This is a genomic window from Bacillus sp. FSL L8-0654 (assembly GCF_038629965.1).
In the GTDB taxonomy this organism is placed as follows: domain Bacteria; phylum Bacillota; class Bacilli; order Bacillales; family Bacillaceae; genus Bacillus; species Bacillus safensis.
Map to the genome: position 1 here is coordinate 124,840 of NZ_CP152026.1, position 20,740 is coordinate 145,579.

Below are 20,740 nucleotides of genomic sequence, written 5' to 3' on the forward strand. Positions count from 1 at the left end.
TAACATTATAAAATGCCAATGTGTATATTTTGCTTGATAGGCTTAAAAAACAACTATTTTGTATAAATTATGCATACTTGGGAAAACTAATAAAATCGGTATTTGTTTTTGGATGTGGTTTTCTTATTTTAGAAACCCTTTTTTCTTTTGTCTTGTAAAAGTATTTCTTTACTGACATTTGAAAGACAGAAATACTTTTTACACATATAATACGCATGATTTGAGGGGTGAATCAGTTGACAGGTCAACTAGTTCAGTATGGACGACACCGCCAGCGCAGAAGCTACGCACGCATAAGCGAAGTGTTAGAATTACCAAATCTCATTGAAATTCAAACCTCTTCTTATCAGTGGTTTCTTGATGAGGGTCTTAGAGAGATGTTTCAAGATATATCCCCAATTGAGGATTTTACTGGTAACCTTTCTCTTGAATTCATTGATTACAGCCTAGGGGATCCTAAGTATCCTGTAGCAGAATCAAAAGAACGTGATGTAACTTACTCTGCTCCACTAAGAGTAAAAGTTCGTTTAATTAACAAAGAAACTGGAGAAGTAAAAGACCAAGATGTGTTCATGGGTGATTTCCCAATCATGACAGACACAGGTACTTTTATCATTAATGGTGCGGAACGTGTAATCGTTTCTCAGCTAGTGCGTTCTCCAAGTGTATATTTCAGTGGTAAAGTAGACAAAAACGGTAAAAAAGGTTTTACTGCGACTGTCATTCCAAACCGTGGCGCATGGTTAGAATACGAAACTGATGCGAAGGATGTAGTCTATGTACGCATCGATCGCACACGTAAGTTGCCGGTTACGGTTCTTTTGCGTGCTCTCGGCTTCAGCTCTGATCAAGAGATTCTTGACCTCATTGGTGAGAATGAATACTTACGCAATACGCTGGAAAAAGACAATACAGAGAATGCAGATAAAGCACTTCTCGAAATCTACGAGCGCCTCCGTCCTGGAGAGCCGCCAACTGTTGAAAATGCGAAAAGCTTGCTAGACTCTCGCTTCTTCGATCCGAAGAGATATGACTTAGCAAATGTTGGACGCTACAAGATTAATAAGAAGCTTCATATTAAAAATAGACTGTTCAATCAGAAATTGGCTGAAACGTTAGTTGATCCTGAAACAGGTGAAATTCTAGCAGAAAAAGGTCAAATTTTAGACAGAAGAGTTCTTGATAAAGTTCTTCCATACTTAGAAAACGGCATCGGATTTAGAAAGCTTTATCCTAATGGTGGCGTAGTAGAAGATGAAGTAGAACTTCAATCTATTAAGATTTATGCACCGACTGATCAAGAAGGCGAGCAAGTGATTAACGTGATTGGTAATGCATATGTAGAGGAAGCTGTGAAAAACATCACGCCTTCTGACATCATTGCATCAATCAGTTACTTCTTCAACCTTCTTCATGGTGTAGGTGACACAGATGATATCGACCATCTTGGTAACCGTCGTCTGCGTTCTGTAGGTGAACTTCTGCAAAACCAATTCCGTATTGGTTTAAGCAGAATGGAGCGTGTTGTTCGTGAAAGAATGTCGATTCAAGACACAAACACGATCACACCTCAGCAGCTGATCAACATTCGTCCTGTGATCGCTTCTATCAAAGAGTTCTTTGGTAGTTCTCAGCTTTCTCAGTTCATGGATCAAACAAACCCGCTTGCTGAATTGACGCACAAACGTCGTCTGTCAGCGCTTGGACCGGGTGGTTTGACACGTGAGCGTGCAGGAATGGAAGTTCGTGACGTTCACTACTCTCACTATGGACGTATGTGTCCGATCGAAACACCAGAGGGTCCAAACATTGGTTTGATCAACTCTCTATCTTCATTTGCAAAAGTGAATCGCTTCGGATTTATCGAAACACCTTACCGCCGGGTTGATCCTGAGACTGGTAAAGTAACACCGAGAATCGATTACTTAACTGCTGATGAAGAGGATAACTACGTAGTAGCACAAGCGAACGCTCAGTTAGCTGATGATGGTTCGTTTATCGATGATAATATCATTGCTCGTTTCAGAGGGGAAAACACCGTTGTTCCTCGAAACCGCGTTGACTACATGGACGTTTCGCCAAAGCAGGTTGTTTCTGCAGCGACAGCATGTATCCCATTCTTAGAAAACGATGACTCTAACCGTGCTCTAATGGGAGCGAACATGCAGCGTCAGGCTGTGCCTTTGATGCAGCCAGAATCACCGATTGTTGGTACAGGTATGGAGTACGTATCAGGTAAAGACTCTGGTGCTGCTGTCATCTGCCGCTACCCAGGTGTTGTAGAACGTGTAGAAGCAAAAAATATTTGGGTTCGCCGTTATGAAGACGTTGACGGACAACAAGTCAAAGGAAACCTAGACAAATACAGCCTGCTGAAATTTGTCCGCTCTAACCAAGGGACTTGCTACAACCAGCGTCCTATCGTAAGTGTTGGAGATGAAGTCGTTAAAGGGGAAATCCTTGCAGACGGTCCTTCTATGGAAAAAGGTGAATTGGCTCTAGGACGTAACGTCATGGTCGGCTTCATGACTTGGGACGGTTACAACTACGAGGATGCGATCATCATGAGTGAGCGCCTTGTAAAAGATGACGTCTACACGTCTATTCATATTGAAGAATATGAATCAGAAGCTCGTGATACAAAGCTTGGACCAGAAGAAATCACTCGTGATATTCCAAACGTTGGGGAAGATGCTTTACGCAACCTTGACGAGCGCGGAATCATCCGTATTGGTGCAGAAGTAAAAGACGGAGACCTTCTTGTAGGTAAAGTAACGCCTAAAGGTGTAACTGAACTAACAGCTGAAGAACGTCTATTACATGCAATCTTCGGTGAAAAGGCTCGTGAAGTTCGTGATACGTCACTACGTGTTCCACACGGCGGCGGCGGAATTATCCACGATGTAAAAGTCTTCAACCGTGAAGATGGAGATGAATTACCTCCAGGTGTAAACCAGTTAGTCCGCGTATACATCGTTCAGAAGCGTAAGATTTCTGAAGGTGACAAAATGGCCGGACGACATGGTAACAAAGGGGTTATCTCTAAAATCCTTCCAGAAGAAGATATGCCTTATCTTCCAGACGGAACACCGATCGATATCATGTTGAACCCTCTAGGGGTACCATCTCGTATGAACATCGGTCAGGTACTTGAGCTTCATATGGGTATGGCTGCACGTTACCTTGGCATCCACATTGCGTCACCAGTATTTGATGGTGCGCGCGAGGAAGATGTTTGGGAAACGCTTGAAGAAGCAGGTATGTCCCGTGATGCGAAAACAGTCCTTTATGACGGTCGAACTGGTGAACCATTCGACAACCGTGTATCTGTCGGAATCATGTACATGATCAAACTGGCTCACATGGTTGACGATAAACTTCACGCTCGTTCAACTGGACCATACTCACTTGTTACGCAGCAGCCACTTGGCGGTAAAGCACAGTTTGGTGGTCAGCGTTTCGGAGAGATGGAAGTATGGGCACTTGAAGCTTACGGTGCAGCATATACACTTCAAGAGATCTTAACAGTTAAATCGGATGACGTTGTGGGTCGTGTGAAAACATACGAAGCCATCGTCAAAGGGGATAACGTACCTGAACCAGGTGTCCCTGAATCATTCAAAGTGTTAATCAAAGAACTTCAAAGTTTAGGTATGGATGTGAAAATCCTATCTGGCGATGAAGAAGAGATAGAAATGAGAGATTTAGAAGACGATGAGGAAACGAAGAAAGCAGACGGATTAGCGTTATCTAATGACGAAGATGCTGCAGACCTCGCACCTGTCGATCTTGAACGTGACGCAGTCACAAAAGAATAGCAGAAACGATTAGAGCAAGTGACTAGGGTATAACCCGAAGATTAAAAGGGAGGTAGGCCCCTTGCTAGATGTGAACAATTTTGAGTATATGAACATCGGTCTCGCATCACCTGATAAAATCCGTTCTTGGTCTTTTGGTGAAGTGAAAAAGCCTGAAACGATTAACTATCGTACACTGAAACCTGAAAAAGATGGTCTCTTTTGTGAACGTATCTTCGGACCGCAAAAAGACTGGGAATGTCATTGTGGGAAGTATAAACGCGTTCGGTATAAGGGTGTTGTATGTGACCGTTGTGGTGTAGAAGTAACACGGGCAAAAGTCCGTCGTGAGAGAATGGGGCATATCGAACTGGCTGCCCCAGTTTCCCACATTTGGTATTTCAAAGGTATCCCAAGCCGTATGGGTCTTGTTCTTGATATGTCACCACGTGCGTTAGAAGAAGTGATCTACTTCGCTTCTTACGTTGTGACAGATCCGGGCAATACACCGCTTGAGAAGAAACAACTTCTTTCTGAGAAAGAATTCCGTGCTTATTTAGATAAATACGGTAATACATTCCAAGCAGCTATGGGTGCAGAAGCAATCAACAAACTTCTTCAAGATATCGATCTTGTAAAAGAAGTAGATACACTGAAAGAAGAGCTGAAAACTGCTCAAGGACAGCGCCGTACACGTGCGATCAAACGCCTTGAAGTGTTAGAAGCCTTCCGTAACTCAGGAAACAAACCATCTTGGATGATTCTTGATGTACTTCCGGTTATTCCGCCAGAATTACGTCCAATGGTTCAGCTTGATGGTGGACGTTTTGCTACTTCTGACTTGAACGACCTTTATCGTCGTGTCATCAACCGTAACAATCGTCTGAAGCGTTTATTAGATCTTGGCGCGCCAAGCATCATCGTTCAGAACGAGAAGCGTATGCTTCAAGAAGCTGTCGATGCCTTGATTGATAATGGACGTAGAGGCCGACCAGTAACAGGACCAGGAAATCGACCATTGAAATCTCTTTCTCACATGCTGAAAGGGAAACAAGGACGTTTCCGTCAAAACTTGCTTGGTAAACGTGTTGACTATTCTGGACGTTCCGTTATCGTCGTAGGGCCACATTTGAAAATGTATCAGTGTGGACTTCCGAAAGAAATGGCTCTTGAATTATTCAAACCATTCGTGATGAAGGAGCTTGTTGAAAAAGGATTAGCTCACAACATCAAGAGTGCGAAGCGTAAAATTGAGCGCGTGCAGCCGGAAGTATGGGATGTTTTAGAATCAGTTATTCGTGAGCATCCAGTCTTACTAAACCGTGCACCGACTCTTCACAGACTTGGTATTCAAGCGTTTGAACCTACACTTGTGGAAGGACGCGCAATTCGTCTGCATCCACTTGTATGTACAGCCTACAACGCTGACTTTGACGGTGACCAAATGGCGGTTCACGTACCATTATCTGCTGAAGCTCAAGCTGAAGCTCGTATCTTAATGCTTGCTGCTCAAAACATTTTGAACCCGAAAGATGGAAAACCTGTTGTTACGCCATCTCAGGATATGGTGCTTGGTAACTACTACCTTACACTTGAGCGCAAAGGTGCTATCGGAGAAGGTATGGTCTTCAAAGATACTGACGAAGCCCTTCTAGCTTATCAAAATGGTTATGTGCATCTTCATACACGTGTAGCTGTTGCAGCTAGCTCGTTGAAGAATGTGACATTCACTGATGAACAGCGTTCTAAATTGTTGATTACAACAGTTGGAAAACTGATCTTTAACGAAATCTTACCGGAATCATTCCCATACATGAATGAGCCGACAAAGAGCAATATTGAAGAAAAAACGCCTGATCGTTTCTTCCTTGAAAAAGGTGAGGATGTAAAAGCTGCGATCGAGAAACAAGAAATCAATGCGCCGTTCAAAAAAGGTATTTTAGGGAAAATCATTGCAGAAATCTTTAAGAGATTCCATATCACTGAGACATCTAAAATGCTTGACCGCATGAAAAATCTTGGTTTCAGATACTCTACTAAAGCCGGTATTACGGTTGGTGTGTCTGATATCGTCGTATTAGATGATAAGCAGCAAATTCTTGAAGAAGCACAAGCAAAAGTAGATAACGTCATGAAGCAATTCAGACGTGGTTTGATTACTGAAGAAGAGCGTTATGAGAGAGTTATTTCAATCTGGAGTTCTTCTAAAGATGTCATCCAAGGTAAACTGATGAAGTCCCTTGATGAAGTCAACCCAATCTACATGATGAGTGACTCTGGAGCGCGTGGTAACGCATCTAACTTTACTCAGCTGGCTGGTATGCGTGGTCTGATGGCCAACCCGGCTGGACGTATCATCGAACTTCCGATTAAATCTAGTTTCCGTGAAGGTTTAACCGTATTGGAATACTTTATTTCCACTCACGGAGCGCGTAAAGGTCTTGCCGATACAGCCCTTAAAACAGCTGACTCAGGTTACCTCACGCGTCGTCTCGTTGACGTTGCACAGGATGTTATCATCCGTGAAACAGATTGCGGTACAGACCGTGGAATCTTGGCGAAGTCCATTAAAGAAGGAAATGAAATTATTGAGAAACTTGAAGAACGTCTGATCGGACGTTTTGCAAGAAAACCAATTGTTCATCCTGAAACAGGCGAAGTCATTGTAGCCGAAAACGAACTAATTGATGAAGATAAAGCACTTGAAGTAGTTGAAGCAGGAATTGAGGAAGTATGGATCCGTTCAGCATTTACATGTAACACGCCTCATGGTGTATGTAAACGATGCTACGGCCGTAACCTTGCAACTGGTACTGACGTTGAAGTCGGTGAAGCAGTTGGAATCATCGCTGCACAATCAATCGGTGAGCCAGGAACACAGCTTACAATGCGTACGTTCCACACCGGTGGGGTAGCAGGAGACGATATCACACAAGGTCTACCTCGTATCCAAGAGCTATTTGAAGCGCGTAATCCGAAAGGGCAAGCGACAATTTCTGAAATTGATGGTGTCGTTGCTGAAATTAACGATGTTCGTGACAAGCAGCAGGAAATTGTGGTTCAAGGCGAAGTTGAAACTCGTTCTTACACAGCTCCTTACAATGCACGTCTGAAAGTTGTTGAAGGTGACACAGTTACTCGTGGTCAAGTACTTACAGAAGGTTCGATCGATCCGAAAGAACTTCTTAAAGTGACTGACATGACAGCTGTTCAAGAATATCTGCTTCATGAAGTACAAAAAGTATACCGTATGCAAGGGGTAGAAATCGGAGATAAGCACGTAGAGGTAATGGTTCGCCAAATGCTTCGTAAAGTGCGTGTCGCTGATGCAGGGGATACAGATGTATTACCAGGCACACTTCTTGATGTACATCAATTCACTGAAGCGAACAAAAAAGTACTATTCGAAGGCAAACGTCCTGCAACAGGCCGTCCAGTTCTTCTTGGTATTACAAAAGCTTCACTTGAAACAGACTCATTCTTGTCTGCGGCATCCTTCCAAGAAACGACTCGTGTCCTAACAGATGCGGCGATCAAAGGAAAACGTGATGAACTGCTTGGCTTGAAAGAGAATGTTATCATTGGTAAACTTGTTCCTGCTGGAACGGGAATGCCAAACTACCGTAAAGTTAAGCCGGTTTCGCAAGTGCAGCCGTCTGACGACATGGTTCCTGTAGAGTAATCTTTCTCGTGAGATTCCTATAAAATCATCAAAAAATGGTGAAGGATGTCAAGATAATCTGTCATACGATATTGACATCCTTCTGCCATGATGATAATATAACCAAGGTGCTCAAAATAAAACCTGTTACTTTGGAGGATATTCGATGTCTTATGATAAAGTATCACAGGCTCAATCCATTATTATTGGTACGAAGCAAACAGTAAAAGCTCTGAAACGAGATTCAGTTAAGGAAGTCGTCGTAGCGAAAGATGCTGATCCTGCTTTAACCGCTAATGTATTGAAACTAGCGCAAGAGAAGGGTGTAGACATCTTAGTGGTAGATTCCATGAAAAAGCTCGGCAAGGCCTGCGGAATTGAAGTTGGGGCAGCAGCTGTTGCCATTATGTTATAGCGTACTTGTTTTGTTTTTGCATGTATAAAATGCAAAAGCATTGTTTTTTGCCTTTTGATGAACCACCTGGGTATGTGGGTTATAAAAAAAGTAATGAAGGGAGGAATAACAACATGCCTACAATTAATCAGCTAATACGCAAAGGACGCGTGAGTAAAGTTGAAAACTCAAAGTCACCTGCACTTAACAAAGGATACAACAGTTTCAAAAAAGAGCACACTAACGTAACATCTCCACAGAAGCGCGGGGTTTGTACTCGTGTCGGTACAATGACACCGAAAAAACCAAACTCAGCACTACGTAAATATGCTCGTGTACGTTTGTCTAACCTGATTGAGGTAACAGCTTACATTCCTGGTATCGGACATAACCTACAAGAGCACAGTGTAGTACTTATCCGTGGCGGACGTGTAAAAGACTTACCGGGTGTACGTTACCACATCGTTCGTGGTGCGCTTGATACTGCCGGAGTTGACGGTCGTATGCAAGGACGTTCTAAATACGGAACAAAACGCCCTAAACAAAGCAAATAATAAAAACAAACATAAGGGTTTTTAGAAGTTGATATCAGATCAGTGGAGTCAGGCAGCTGACAATGATATTGAGATGAGAGACAGATAGAAATCCTTTTAAAAGAGAAGGGAGGCTATTCAGATGCCACGTAAAGGTCCTGTAGCAAAAAGAGACGTATTGCCAGATCCAATTTACAATTCTAAACTTGTATCTCGTTTGATCAACAAAATGATGATCGACGGTAAAAGAGGAAAGTCACAAACAATCCTCTACAAGTCATTTGATATCATCAAAGAACGTACTGGTAATGAAGCGATGGAGGTTTTCGAACAAGCCTTGAAAAACATCATGCCAGTTCTTGAAGTTAAAGCACGTCGTGTAGGTGGAGCTAACTACCAAGTTCCTGTAGAAGTTCGCCCAGACCGTCGTACTACTTTAGGTCTTCGCTGGTTAGTAAACTATGCTCGTCTTCGTGGAGAAAAAACGATGGAAGAGCGTCTTGCTAACGAAATCCTTGACGCAGCTAACAACACTGGTGCTGCTGTTAAGAAACGTGAAGATACACACAAAATGGCAGAAGCGAACAAAGCATTCGCTCACTACCGCTGGTAGGATTTATACCAAACTAAAAAAACTATTCCCTAATGAGGAAGGAGAAATTACCCAATGGCAAGAGAGTTCTCCTTAGACAAAACTCGTAATATTGGTATCATGGCTCACATCGATGCCGGTAAAACGACAACGACTGAGCGTATCTTGTACTACACTGGTCGTATCCATAAAATTGGTGAAACTCACGAAGGAGCTTCACAAATGGACTGGATGGAGCAGGAGCAAGAACGTGGTATTACAATCACTTCTGCTGCTACTACAGCACAATGGAAGGGTTACCGTGTAAACATCATCGATACACCAGGACACGTAGACTTCACTGTTGAAGTTGAACGTTCTTTACGTGTACTTGATGGTGCGGTTGCTGTTCTTGATGCACAATCAGGTGTAGAGCCACAAACTGAAACAGTTTGGCGCCAAGCAACAACTTACGGAGTACCTCGTATCGTATTCGTTAACAAAATGGATAAAACTGGTGCGGACTTCCTTTACTCTGTAAGCACATTAAGAGATCGTCTTCAAGCGAACGCTCATGCAATTCAATTGCCGATCGGCGCTGAAGATCAATTCGAAGGAATCATCGACCTTGTAGAAAACGTAGCATACTTCTACGAAGATGACCTTGGAACTCGCTCTGATGCTAAAGAAATCCCTGCTGAGTATAAAGACAAAGCTGAAGAGCTTCGCAGCAGCCTAATTGAAGCTGTTGCTGAGCTTGATGAAGAGCTTATGGAAAAATACCTTGAGGGTGAAGAAATCACAATTCCTGAATTGAAAGCTGCAATCCGTAAAGGAACATTGAATGTTGAATTCTACCCAGTTCTTGTTGGATCTGCTTTCAAAAATAAAGGTGTTCAGCTTGTACTTGACGCTGTGCTTGACTACCTGCCTGCACCAACTGATGTTGCTGCAATTAAAGGTATCCTGCCAGATTCAAATGAAGAGGTTGTTCGTGAGTCTACTGATGACGCACCATTCGCAGCTCTTGCATTTAAAGTTATGACTGACCCTTATGTTGGGAAACTAACTTTCTTCCGCGTATACTCTGGAACACTTGATTCTGGTTCATACGTGAAGAACTCTTCTAAGAACAAGCGTGAACGCGTTGGACGTATCCTTCAAATGCACGCAAACAGCCGTGAAGAAATCTCTACTGTATATGCAGGGGATATCGCAGCAGCTGTAGGTCTTAAAGATACATCTACTGGTGATACTCTTTGTGACGAGAAAAATCTTGTTATCCTTGAGTCTATGGAATTCCCAGAGCCAGTTATCGATGTAGCTATCGAGCCTAAATCTAAGGCTGACCAAGATAAAATGAGCATCGCTTTAGCTAAACTAGCTGAAGAGGATCCAACATTCCGTACACAAACAAACCCTGAAACTGGTCAAACGATCATCTCTGGTATGGGTGAGCTTCACCTTGATATCATTGTTGACCGTATGAAGCGTGAGTTCAAGGTTGAAGCTAACGTAGGTGCTCCTCAAGTTGCGTACCGTGAAACATTCCGTTCTGGTGCAAAAGTTGAAGGTAAATTCGTACGTCAGTCTGGTGGACGCGGTCAGTTCGGACACGTTTGGATCGAATTCGAACCAAACGAAGAAGGCGCAGGATTCGAATTTGAAAATGCAATCGTCGGTGGGGTTGTTCCACGTGAATACATCCCAGCAATTCAAGCAGGTCTTGAAGATTCACTTGAAAATGGTGTATTAGCTGGATTCCCATTAATCGACATCAAAGCAAAATTATTTGATGGATCTTACCACGATGTTGACTCTAACGAAATGGCGTTCAAAATTGCTGCATCTATGGCATTGAAAAATGCTGTCAGCAAATGTAACCCAGTTCTACTTGAGCCAATGATGAAAGTGGAAGTTGTTATCCCTGAAGAATACATGGGAGACATCATGGGTGATATCACATCTCGTCGTGGACGTGTAGAAGGTATGGAAGCTCGCGGTAACGCTCAAGTTGTTCGCGCTATGGTTCCACTTTCTGAAATGTTCGGATATGCTACTGCACTCCGTTCTAACACACAAGGACGCGGTACTTTCACTATGCACATGGATCACTACGAAGAAGTGCCTAAGAGCATCAGTGAAGAAATCATCAAAAAAAATAAAGGTGAATAATTGATTTTGCCTTTAAACTAAAGTATAACTACTATTGAAGATCAGAAAGTGAGAGGTAACTCTTCACTTTCTATCACTCTATACCAAATACAATGAACCTTTAAGGAGGATTTTTAGAATGGCTAAAGAAAAATTCGACCGTTCCAAATCGCATGCTAACATTGGTACAATTGGACACGTTGACCATGGTAAAACAACTCTAACTGCTGCTATCTCAACAGTTCTTCATAAGAAATCTGGTAAAGGTACAGCTATGGCTTATGACCAAATCGATGGTGCTCCAGAAGAGCGCGAGCGTGGAATCACAATCTCTACTGCACACGTTGAGTATGAAACTGAATCTCGTCACTATGCACACGTAGACTGCCCAGGACACGCTGACTATGTTAAAAACATGATCACTGGTGCTGCTCAAATGGACGGCGCGATCTTAGTAGTATCTGCTGCTGATGGTCCAATGCCACAAACACGTGAGCACATCCTACTTTCTCGTAACGTAGGTGTACCATACATCGTAGTATTCCTTAACAAATGTGACATGGTTGACGATGAAGAGTTACTTGAACTTGTTGAAATGGAAGTTCGTGACCTTCTTTCTGACTATGACTTCCCTGGTGACGATGTACCAGTTATCAAAGGTTCTGCTCTTAAAGCTCTTGAAGGAGATGCTGATTACGAAGCAAAAATCTTTGAACTTATGGATGCGGTTGATGAGTACATCCCAACTCCAGAGCGTGACACTGAGAAACCATTCATGATGCCAGTTGAGGACGTATTCTCAATCACTGGTCGTGGAACAGTTGCTACTGGTCGTGTTGAGCGTGGACAAGTTAAAGTCGGTGACGAAGTTGAAATCATCGGTCTTCAAGAAGAAAACGGTAAAACAACTGTTACAGGTGTTGAAATGTTCCGTAAACTTCTTGACTATGCTGAAGCTGGTGACAACATCGGTGCACTACTTCGTGGTGTATCTCGTGAAGATATCCAACGTGGTCAAGTACTTGCTAAACCAGGTACAATCACTCCACACAGCCGTTTCAAAGCTGAAGTTTATGTACTTTCTAAAGAAGAGGGTGGACGTCATACTCCATTCTTCGCTAACTACCGTCCGCAGTTCTACTTCCGTACAACTGACGTAACTGGTATCGTACATCTTCCAGAAGGTACTGAAATGGTAATGCCTGGCGATAACACTGAGATGGAAGTTGAACTTATCTCTACTATCGCTATCGAAGAAGGAACTCGTTTCTCTATCCGTGAGGGTGGACGTACTGTAGGTTCTGGTGTCGTTTCAACTATCATTAAGTAATAAACATACAAAAGAGACTCCTTGCAAAAGGGTCTCTTTTTTTGCTTTTCCAGATCAGAACGGCTACTATAAGCTATAGAATCTAAATGGAACCGAGAGGATCGCTGGAATGGCAAAGACATATTTGAAAAAATGGTCGATCGGCGGGATTGACCAATGGATTATGATGAAAGAAGACCAGACGAGTGAAACGAAGCCTGTACTTTTATTTTTACACGGAGGGCCCGGCTCTGCTCAAATCAGTTATATTGATTCCTTTCTCGAGGAACTTAATCAGGACTTTACAGTTGTTCATTGGGATCAGAGAGGCGCAGGACTTTCCTATCAAGAGAATCTTTCCGATGCATCGATGACCATTCAGCAATTTATTGAAGACACGATTGAACTGACAGAGAAGCTTCTATCTTATCTAGGTCATTCAAAATTGTATATTGCAGGATACTCGTGGGGATCATTAATTGCCATACAAGCAGTACATAAGCGTCCGGATCTTTATCATGCTTATTATGGAATTAGTCAGGTAGTAGATGTGTTAAAGGAAGATATCGTATCGTACGAGCTCCTTTTGAAGAAATACCGTCGCAATCGGCTGTTTACTGGGTGTCTGCGATTACTGACGCCTCCTCCATGGAAACGGACATCAGCTCATGCCTTGTTTTCTCTATATAAAGAGTTTGCGAGCGTAGGTCTCACACATAGATGGAAGCCGGTTTTTCAAATACTAAAAGGGTTTCTTTTTAGTAAGCAATATCAGCTTAAAGATAAATGGAAGTTCATAAAAGGGCAGAAGTTTAGTCAAGACAAGTTATGGGATCAGCTAATGAATGAGAGTATTCAATACCGAGTTTCTACTATATTAATACCGTGCTACTTTCTCATTGGCGATCACGACATGATTACACCAGCTGCTGTATCAAAACCATATGTTGATCAATTAAAAGCACCAATCAAAGAATGGTTTGTCTTTAAAGAATCTGCACATTCCCCGCATCTTGAGGAGCCAGATGAATTTATACGTATCATAAGAAAGACTGCTATACATCATCTTCAGGGAAAGCTTGATTTATAGGCTGAATCCCTGTATAATATGAAAAGTGTGCAAATCATAAATTTATCCGATTTATTATTGCAACACGCAGGCCAATTTGGTACAATAGTGCATGTTGGTCTTTGACTGCGATGAAGTGAGAGGTTGCTGACACACCCGGCCGCTTTGCCATGGCGAGGTGATCAGGTTTTTCTCACGGAGAACTGTCTAACGTAAGTAGGCGAAAAGGAGGGAAAATAATGGCAAAACAAAAAATTCGTATTCGTTTAAAAGCATATGATCATAGAATTCTTGATCAATCTGCTGAGAAGATTGTTGAAACGGCTAAGCGTTCTGGTGCTAGTGTATCTGGTCCAATCCCGCTTCCAACTGAAAAATCAGTTTACACAATCCTTCGTGCGGTGCATAAGTACAAAGATTCTCGTGAGCAATTCGAGATGCGTACTCACAAACGTCTAATCGACATCGTGAATCCAACTCCGCAAACAGTTGATGCACTTATGCGTTTAGATTTACCATCTGGTGTAGATATCGAAATCAAACTTTAATTCAAATAGAAAACACATATTATAGGAGGTGTGACTAATGACCAAAGGAATCTTAGGTAGAAAAATTGGTATGACGCAAGTATTCGCAGAAAACGGTGATCTTATCCCTGTAACTGTTGTTGAGGCTGCTACTAACGTTGTTCTTCAAAAGAAGACTGTTGACACGGATGGCTATGAAGCAATCCAAATCGGTTTTGATGACAAACGTGAAAAGCTTTCTAACAAACCAGAGAAAGGCCACGTTGCTAAAGCGGAAACTGCTCCTAAGCGCTTCGTAAAAGAATTACGCGGTGCGGAGTTAGATGCGTATGAAGTTGGTCAGGAAGTCAAAGTTGATATTTTCGCAAATGGAGATATCGTAGATGTAACAGGAACATCAAAAGGTAAAGGATTCCAAGGGGCTATCAAACGCCACGGACAATCACGCGGACCAATGACTCACGGTTCACGTTACCACCGTCGTCCTGGTTCAATGGGACCTGTTGATCCAAACCGTGTATTCAAAGGTAAACTTCTTCCAGGTCGTATGGGCGGAGAGCAAATCACTGTCCAAAACCTTGAGATCGTTAAAGTTGATGCAGAACGCAATCTTCTATTGATCAAAGGAAACGTACCAGGAGCTAAAAAATCTCTAGTAACTGTAAAGAGTGCAGTTAAATCTAAATAACTCTCTTAGGAAAGGAGGAAACAAGTCATGCCAAAAGTAGCATTATATAACCAAAACGGTTCTACTAACGGTGAAATCGAATTAAACGCTTCTGTGTTTGGAATCGAGCCAAACGAAAGCGTAGTATTCGATGCTATTCTTATGCAAAGAGCTTCCTTACGTCAAGGAACTCACAAAGTAAAAACTCGTTCTGAAGTACGTGGCGGAGGTCGTAAACCTTGGAGACAGAAGGGTACAGGTCGTGCTCGTCAAGGTTCTATCCGTTCACCACAATGGCGCGGAGGCGGTATCGTATTCGGTCCAACACCACGCAGTTATTCTTATAAATTACCTAAAAAAGTTCGCCGCTTGGCTATCAAGTCAGTATTGTCTTCTAAAGTAATCGACAACAACATCATCGTTCTTGAAGATCTGACTCTTGATGCAGTGAAAACGAAAGAATTCGCAGGCATCCTTAAAGGATTATCTGTTGAGAAGAAAGCGTTGATCGTCACTGCGGATGCAAACGAAACAGTTGCTTTATCTGCTCGTAACATCCCTGGAGTAACAGTTGTTGAAGCTAACGGTATCAACGTTCTTGACGTTGTCAACCACGACAAACTTCTGATCACTAAAGCAGCGGTTGAAAAAGTAGAGGAGGGACTTGCATAATGAAAGATCCTCGTGATGTTCTAAAGCGCCCTATCATTACTGAACGTTCTGCTGATCTAATGACAGAGAAGAAGTACACGTTCGAAGTTGATGTCAGAGCTAACAAAACAGAAGTGAAAGACGCTGTTGAAGAAATCTTTGGAGTGAAAGTTGAGAAAGTCAACGTTCAAAACTACAAAGGAAAATCAAAACGCGTTGGACGCTACACTGGTATGACTAGCCGTCGCAGAAAAGCGATCGTGAAATTAACTGCTGACAGCAAAGAAATCGAAATTTTTGAAGCGTAAATCTTAAAAAGAAGGAGGGAAATTCAAAATGGCGATTAAAAAGTATAAACCAACCAGTAATGGTCGTCGTGGCATGACTACTTCAGATTTTGCTGAAATCACGACTGACAAACCAGAAAAATCGTTGCTTGCACCGCTACACAAAAAAGGCGGACGTAACAACCAAGGTAGATTGACTGTTCGTCATCAAGGTGGCGGTCACAAACGTCAATACCGTATCATCGACTTTAAGCGTGATAAAGACGGTATACCTGGACGCGTTGCTACAATCGAGTATGATCCAAACCGTTCAGCTAACATCGCTCTTGTAAACTATGCAGATGGTGAGAAACGTTACATTCTTGCTCCGAAAGGAATCCAAGTTGGTACTGAAGTTACTTCTGGACCAGAAGCTGACATCAAACCAGGTAATGCTCTTCCACTTATCAACATCCCAGTTGGTACAGTTGTGCATAACATTGAATTAAAACCAGGTAAAGGTGGACAATTAGTTCGTTCTGCTGGTACTTCTGCTCAAGTTCTAGGTAAAGAAGGTAAATACGTTCTTGTACGTTTGAACTCAGGAGAAGTTCGCATGATTCTTTCTGCTTGCCGTGCGACTATCGGTCAAGTTGGAAACGAGCAACACGAATTAATCAACATCGGTAAAGCTGGACGTTCTCGCTGGAAAGGCGTACGCCCAACAGTTCGTGGTTCTGTAATGAACCCTAACGATCACCCACACGGTGGTGGTGAAGGACGCGCTCCAATCGGACGTAAATCACCAATGTCTCCATGGGGTAAACCGACTCTTGGATTCAAGACTCGTAAGAAAACCAACAAGTCTGATAAATTCATTGTACGTCGTCGTAAAAACAAGTAACGGGGTTGTCTACGGTTCATTTAGGACCGTAGTTCAATCACGAAGGGAGGTTCCACAATGGCTCGCAGCTTAAAAAAAGGACCATTTGTTGATGATCATTTGATGGCTAAAGTCGAGAAATTGAATGAAACTGACAAAAAGCAAGTCGTAAAAACTTGGTCTCGTCGTTCTACAATTTTCCCACAATTCATCGGTCACACAATCGCTGTCTATGACGGACGCAAACATGTACCTGTTTTCATTTCTGAAGATATGGTAGGTCACAAATTGGGCGAATTCGCACCAAGCCGTACTTACAAAGGTCATGCTAGTGACGATAAAAAAACAAGACGCTAATGAGAGGAGGCTTTTAAATGCAAGCTAAAGCTGTCGCAAGAACAGTCCGTATTGCTCCTCGTAAAGCACGTCTAGTAATGGACCTGATCCGAGGTAAGCAAGTAGGAGAAGCAGTTTCTATCTTAAACCTTACACCTAAGGCTGCTTCACCAATTATTGAAAAAGTATTAAAATCTGCTATCGCAAACGCTGAGCACAACTACGAGTTGGACGCTAACAGCCTAGTGATTACTCAAGCATTCGTTGACGAAGGTCCAACACTTAAGAGATTCCGTCCACGTGCTATGGGTCGTGCGAGCGCAATTAACAAACGTACTAGCCACATTACAATCGTTGTATCAGAAAAGAAGGAGGGATAATCCGTGGGTCAAAAGGTAAATCCAGTAGGTCTTCGTATTGGCGTCATTCGTGATTGGGAATCTAAATGGTTCGCAGGAAAAGATTACGCTGACTTCTTACATGAAGACTTGAAAATCCGTGAATTCATCAGCAAGCGTTTGTCTGACGCGTCTGTTTCTAAAGTAGAAATCGAACGTGCTGCAAACCGCGTAAATATCACAATCCACACGGCTAAACCAGGTATGGTAATTGGTAAAGGCGGATCTGAAGTTGAAGCACTTCGTAAAGCTCTTAACAGCCTAACTGGCAAACGTGTACACATCAACATTCTTGAAATCAAGAGAGCAGATCTTGATGCTCAGCTAGTTGCTGAAAACATCGCTCGTCAACTTGAAAACCGTATTTCATTCCGTCGTGCACAAAAACAAACAATCCAACGCACAATGCGTGCTGGAGCACAAGGAATCAAAACAATGGTTTCTGGTCGTCTTGGCGGTGCAGATATTGCTCGTTCTGAATATTACAGTGAAGGTACTGTTCCATTGCACACACTTCGTGCTGACATCGACTATGCTACTGCTGAAGCTGACACTACTTATGGTAAGCTTGGCGTAAAAGTATGGATCTATCGTGGAGAAGTCCTTCCAACTAAGAAGAATACTGCGGAAGGAGGAAAATAATATGTTATTGCCAAAACGCGTGAAGTATCGCAGAGAACATCGTGGAAAAATGCGTGGTCGTGCAAAAGGCGGTACTGAAGTACATTTCGGTGAGTACGGTATCCAGGCTCTTGAAGCTTCTTGGATCACAAACCGTCAAATCGAAGCTGCTCGTATTGCTATGACTCGTTACATGAAACGTGGCGGTAAAGTTTGGATTAAAATTTTCCCTTCTAAGCCATACACAGCTAAACCTCTAGAGGTCCGCATGGGTTCCGGTAAAGGTGCTCCAGAAGGATGGGTAGCTGTAGTAAAACCGGGCAAAGTTTTATTTGAAATTTCTGGTGTGTCTGAAGAAGTTGCTCGTGAAGCTCTTCGTCTTGCATCTCACAAATTGCCAATTAAAACGAAGTTCGTAAAACGTGAAGAAATTGGTGGTGAATCAAATGAAAGCTAATGAAATTCGTGACCTTACCACTGCTGAAATTGAACAAAAAGTAAAGTCTCTTAAAGAAGAACTTTTCAATCTTCGTTTCCAATTAGCGACTGGGCAGCTTGAAAACACTGCTCGCATTCGTGAAGTGCGTAAATCAATCGCACGCATGAAAACTGTGATTCGTCAAAGAGAAATCGCTGCTAATAAATAATAATTAGAGGGGAGGCCCCGCAAACATGAGCGAACGTAACCAACGTAAAGTGTATCAAGGTCGTGTTGTTTCTGACAAAATGGATAAAACCATCACTGTTGTAGTTGAAACATACAAAAAGCATTCACTTTATGGCAAACGTGTAAGATACTCTAAGAAGTTCAAAGCACATGATGAAAACAACCAAGCAAAAATCGGAGACATCGTAAAGGTCATGGAAACTCGTCCTTTATCTGCGACTAAACGCTTTCGTCTAGTTGAAGTTGTCGAAGAAGCCGTTATTATCTAATAAAGTTCGGATTTCTTTTTCCGAAAGGAGGTAACATTAATGATTCAACAGGAGACTCGTTTAAAAGTAGCTGACAACTCTGGCGCACGCGAAGTACTAACGATTAAAGTTCTTGGTGGCTCTGGACGTAAAACGGCTAACATCGGTGATGTCATTGTTTGTACGGTTAAACAAGCAACACCTGGAGGCGTTGTCAAAAAAGGTGAAGTTGTGAAAGCAGTTATCGTTCGTACTAAGAGCGGAGCTCGCAGAAACGATGGATCTTACATCAGTTTCGACGAAAATGCATGTGTCATCATTCGTGACGACAAGAGCCCACGTGGAACTCGTATCTTCGGACCAGTAGCACGTGAACTTCGTGAAAACAACTATATGAAAATTGTTTCTCTAGCACCAGAAGTACTTTAATGAATACAATCCGCGACTCAAGGAGGTGCGATTAAATGCATGTTAAAAAGGGCGATAAAGTAGTGGTTATCTCTGGTAAAGATAAAGGTAAACAAGGTGTCATCCTTGCTGCTTTCCCTAAAAAGGAACGTGTTTTAGTAGAAGGTATTAACCTTGTGAAAAAACACTCTAAACCAACCCAAGCTAACCCTCAAGGCGGAATTTCTGAACAAGAAGCGCCGATCCACGTATCAAACGTAATGCCGCTTGATCCTAAAACGGGTGAAGTGACACGTGTTGGGTATAAAGTTGAGGACGGAAAGAAAGTCCGTGTAGCGAAAAAATCTGGGCAAGTTCTAGATAAATAGTAAATAAGGAAGGGAGGTCTTTCTCATGAACCGCCTTAAAGAAAAGTATGTAAAAGAAATTACACCTGCATTAGTTTCTAAGTTTGAATACAAATCAGTAATGCAAGTGCCAAAAATCGAAAAAATCGTGATCAACATGGGTGTTGGTGACGCTGTTCAAAACGCTAAAGCAATCGATACTGCTGTTGAAGAATTAACGTTTATCGCTGGTCAAAAACCTGTCGTTACTCGTGCGAAGAAGTCTATTGCTGGATTCCGTCTACGTGAAGGAATGCCAATCGGTGCGAAAGTAACACTTCGCGGAGAGCGCATGTATGATTTCCTTGATAAACTTATTTCTGTGTCTTTACCACGTGTACGTGACTTCCGCGGGATTTCTAAGAAATCTTTCGACGGTCGTGGAAACTACACGCTTGGTATTAAAGAACAGTTAATCTTCCCAGAAATTGATTACGATAAAGTAACAAAGGTCCGCGGTATGGATATCGTTATCGTTACTACTGCCAATACGGACGAAGAAGCACGTGAGTTATTAACTCAAGTAGGTATGCCGTTCCAGAAATAATCAATGAAAGGGAGGCGAAATCGTGGCTAAAAAGTCTATGATTGCGAAACAACAACGCAAACAAAAGTTTAAAGTTCAAGAGTATACGCGCTGCGAACGATGTGGTCGTCCACATTCAGTTATTCGTAAGTTTAAACTTTGCCGTATTTGTTTCCGCGAACTTGCATATAAAGGACAAATTCCTGGCGTTAAAAAAGCCAGCTGGTAATCCCCATAAATGGGAAGGAGGTTATTAAATAATGGTTATGACAGATCCGATTGCAGATTTGCTGACTCGTATTCGCAATGCGAACATGGTACGTCATGAGAAGCTAGAAGTACCGGCTTCAAAAATCAAAAGAGAAATTGCTGAAATCTTAAAGCGTGAAGGTTTTATCCGTGACGTTGAGTACGTCGAAGACAGCAAACAAGGAATTATCCGTTTGTTCCTTAAATACGGCCAAAACAACGAACGTGTTATCACTGGTCTTAAAAGAATCAGTAAACCTGGTTTACGCGTATATGCGAAATCAAATGAAGTACCACGTGTACTTAACGGACTTGGAATCGCAATTATTTCTACATCACAAGGTGTTTTATCGGACAAAGAAGCCCGTGCTAAACAAGCTGGTGGAGAAGTACTTGCTTACGTATGGTAAAAAAAGTTT

24 protein-coding genes are annotated in these 20,740 nt (G+C 42.4%); all 24 read left to right on the forward strand.

Features of this window, described 5'->3' with window-relative positions; translation table 11 throughout:
- Positions 1 to 236 precede the first annotated feature (236 nt).
- The 24 genes from rpoB to rpsH all read left to right on the forward strand — a co-directional run bounded on the left by rpoB (position 237) and on the right by rpsH (position 20,731).
- Positions 237 to 3,818 (forward strand): DNA-directed RNA polymerase subunit beta, encoded by a 3,582-nt coding sequence (gene rpoB / locus MHH65_RS00690; protein ID WP_024425866.1) that lies wholly within the window; start codon positions 237 to 239, stop codon positions 3,816 to 3,818.
- Positions 3,819 to 3,879: 61 nt separating this feature from the next.
- Complete coding sequence (gene rpoC / locus MHH65_RS00695; RefSeq protein ID WP_024425592.1) at positions 3,880 to 7,479, forward strand: DNA-directed RNA polymerase subunit beta'; 3,600 nt, start codon at positions 3,880 to 3,882, stop codon at positions 7,477 to 7,479.
- A gap of 145 nt (positions 7,480 to 7,624) precedes the next feature.
- On the forward strand, positions 7,625 to 7,873 hold the full coding sequence (locus MHH65_RS00700) for a 50S ribosomal protein L7ae-like protein (RefSeq protein ID WP_098677679.1): 249 nt from the start codon (positions 7,625 to 7,627) through the stop codon (positions 7,871 to 7,873).
- 113 nt (positions 7,874 to 7,986) lie between these two features.
- On the forward strand, positions 7,987 to 8,406 hold the full coding sequence (gene rpsL / locus MHH65_RS00705) for a 30S ribosomal protein S12 (protein WP_003216962.1): 420 nt from the start codon (positions 7,987 to 7,989) through the stop codon (positions 8,404 to 8,406).
- A gap of 121 nt (positions 8,407 to 8,527) precedes the next feature.
- On the forward strand, positions 8,528 to 8,998 hold the full coding sequence (gene rpsG / locus MHH65_RS00710; protein ID WP_003216884.1) for a 30S ribosomal protein S7: 471 nt from the start codon (positions 8,528 to 8,530) through the stop codon (positions 8,996 to 8,998).
- Between the two features lie 54 nt (positions 8,999 to 9,052).
- The gene (gene fusA, locus MHH65_RS00715; RefSeq protein ID WP_024425594.1) at positions 9,053 to 11,131 is read left to right on the forward strand and encodes an elongation factor G; all 2,079 of its coding nucleotides are present in this window, start codon (positions 9,053 to 9,055) and stop codon (positions 11,129 to 11,131) included.
- A gap of 118 nt (positions 11,132 to 11,249) precedes the next feature.
- Positions 11,250 to 12,440, forward strand: a complete 1,191-nt coding sequence (gene tuf / locus MHH65_RS00720) for an elongation factor Tu (protein WP_047203802.1) — start codon at positions 11,250 to 11,252, stop codon at positions 12,438 to 12,440.
- A 109-nt stretch (positions 12,441 to 12,549) separates the two neighbouring features.
- On the forward strand, positions 12,550 to 13,509 hold the full coding sequence (locus tag MHH65_RS00725; protein WP_098677678.1) for an alpha/beta hydrolase: 960 nt from the start codon (positions 12,550 to 12,552) through the stop codon (positions 13,507 to 13,509).
- 218 nt (positions 13,510 to 13,727) lie between these two features.
- Complete coding sequence (gene rpsJ, locus MHH65_RS00730) at positions 13,728 to 14,036, forward strand: 30S ribosomal protein S10 (protein ID WP_003156464.1); 309 nt, start codon at positions 13,728 to 13,730, stop codon at positions 14,034 to 14,036.
- A gap of 37 nt (positions 14,037 to 14,073) precedes the next feature.
- Entirely contained in the window at positions 14,074 to 14,703 is a 630-nt protein-coding gene (gene rplC / locus MHH65_RS00735; protein WP_098677677.1) for a 50S ribosomal protein L3, read from the forward strand.
- Between the two features lie 27 nt (positions 14,704 to 14,730).
- Positions 14,731 to 15,354, forward strand: a complete 624-nt coding sequence (gene rplD / locus MHH65_RS00740) for a 50S ribosomal protein L4 (RefSeq protein WP_024425598.1) — start codon at positions 14,731 to 14,733, stop codon at positions 15,352 to 15,354.
- Positions 15,354 to 15,641, forward strand: coding sequence for a 50S ribosomal protein L23 (gene rplW / locus MHH65_RS00745; RefSeq protein WP_003217016.1), 288 nt, complete (start codon positions 15,354 to 15,356; stop codon positions 15,639 to 15,641). The genes rplD and rplW overlap by 1 nt, the downstream gene beginning before the upstream one ends.
- 28 nt (positions 15,642 to 15,669) lie before the next feature.
- Complete coding sequence (gene rplB, locus MHH65_RS00750; protein WP_024425599.1) at positions 15,670 to 16,503, forward strand: 50S ribosomal protein L2; 834 nt, start codon at positions 15,670 to 15,672, stop codon at positions 16,501 to 16,503.
- A gap of 57 nt (positions 16,504 to 16,560) precedes the next feature.
- Positions 16,561 to 16,839 carry a 30S ribosomal protein S19 gene (gene rpsS / locus MHH65_RS00755; RefSeq protein ID WP_003216920.1) on the forward strand — a complete coding sequence of 93 codons (279 nt, stop codon included), beginning with the start codon at positions 16,561 to 16,563 and terminating at the stop codon, positions 16,837 to 16,839.
- A 17-nt stretch (positions 16,840 to 16,856) separates the two neighbouring features.
- A complete protein-coding gene (gene rplV, locus MHH65_RS00760; RefSeq protein ID WP_007496316.1) occupies positions 16,857 to 17,198 on the forward strand; it encodes a 50S ribosomal protein L22 in 342 nt (113 codons plus the stop codon).
- A gap of 3 nt (positions 17,199 to 17,201) precedes the next feature.
- Positions 17,202 to 17,858 carry a 30S ribosomal protein S3 gene (gene rpsC / locus MHH65_RS00765; RefSeq protein WP_003217241.1) on the forward strand — a complete coding sequence of 219 codons (657 nt, stop codon included), beginning with the start codon at positions 17,202 to 17,204 and terminating at the stop codon, positions 17,856 to 17,858.
- Position 17,859: 1 nt separating this feature from the next.
- Complete coding sequence (gene rplP, locus MHH65_RS00770) at positions 17,860 to 18,294, forward strand: 50S ribosomal protein L16 (RefSeq protein WP_003156478.1); 435 nt, start codon at positions 17,860 to 17,862, stop codon at positions 18,292 to 18,294.
- Positions 18,284 to 18,484, forward strand: coding sequence for a 50S ribosomal protein L29 (gene rpmC, locus MHH65_RS00775; protein WP_003217155.1), 201 nt, complete (start codon positions 18,284 to 18,286; stop codon positions 18,482 to 18,484). The genes rplP and rpmC overlap by 11 nt, the downstream gene beginning before the upstream one ends.
- A gap of 25 nt (positions 18,485 to 18,509) precedes the next feature.
- Complete coding sequence (gene rpsQ / locus MHH65_RS00780; RefSeq protein ID WP_003216906.1) at positions 18,510 to 18,773, forward strand: 30S ribosomal protein S17; 264 nt, start codon at positions 18,510 to 18,512, stop codon at positions 18,771 to 18,773.
- A gap of 39 nt (positions 18,774 to 18,812) precedes the next feature.
- Entirely contained in the window at positions 18,813 to 19,181 is a 369-nt protein-coding gene (gene rplN / locus MHH65_RS00785; protein WP_003216882.1) for a 50S ribosomal protein L14, read from the forward strand.
- 35 nt (positions 19,182 to 19,216) lie between these two features.
- The gene (rplX, locus tag MHH65_RS00790) at positions 19,217 to 19,528 is read left to right on the forward strand and encodes a 50S ribosomal protein L24 (protein ID WP_008356538.1); all 312 of its coding nucleotides are present in this window, start codon (positions 19,217 to 19,219) and stop codon (positions 19,526 to 19,528) included.
- 25 nt (positions 19,529 to 19,553) lie between these two features.
- A complete protein-coding gene (rplE, locus tag MHH65_RS00795) occupies positions 19,554 to 20,093 on the forward strand; it encodes a 50S ribosomal protein L5 (protein WP_003217159.1) in 540 nt (179 codons plus the stop codon).
- A 22-nt stretch (positions 20,094 to 20,115) separates the two neighbouring features.
- Positions 20,116 to 20,301: a 30S ribosomal protein S14 gene (rpsN, locus tag MHH65_RS00800; protein ID WP_008356542.1), complete on the forward strand. Its 186-nt coding sequence runs from the start codon at positions 20,116 to 20,118 to the stop codon at positions 20,299 to 20,301.
- A 31-nt stretch (positions 20,302 to 20,332) separates the two neighbouring features.
- The gene (gene rpsH / locus MHH65_RS00805; protein ID WP_007496327.1) at positions 20,333 to 20,731 is read left to right on the forward strand and encodes a 30S ribosomal protein S8; all 399 of its coding nucleotides are present in this window, start codon (positions 20,333 to 20,335) and stop codon (positions 20,729 to 20,731) included.
- Positions 20,732 to 20,740 lie beyond the last annotated feature (9 nt).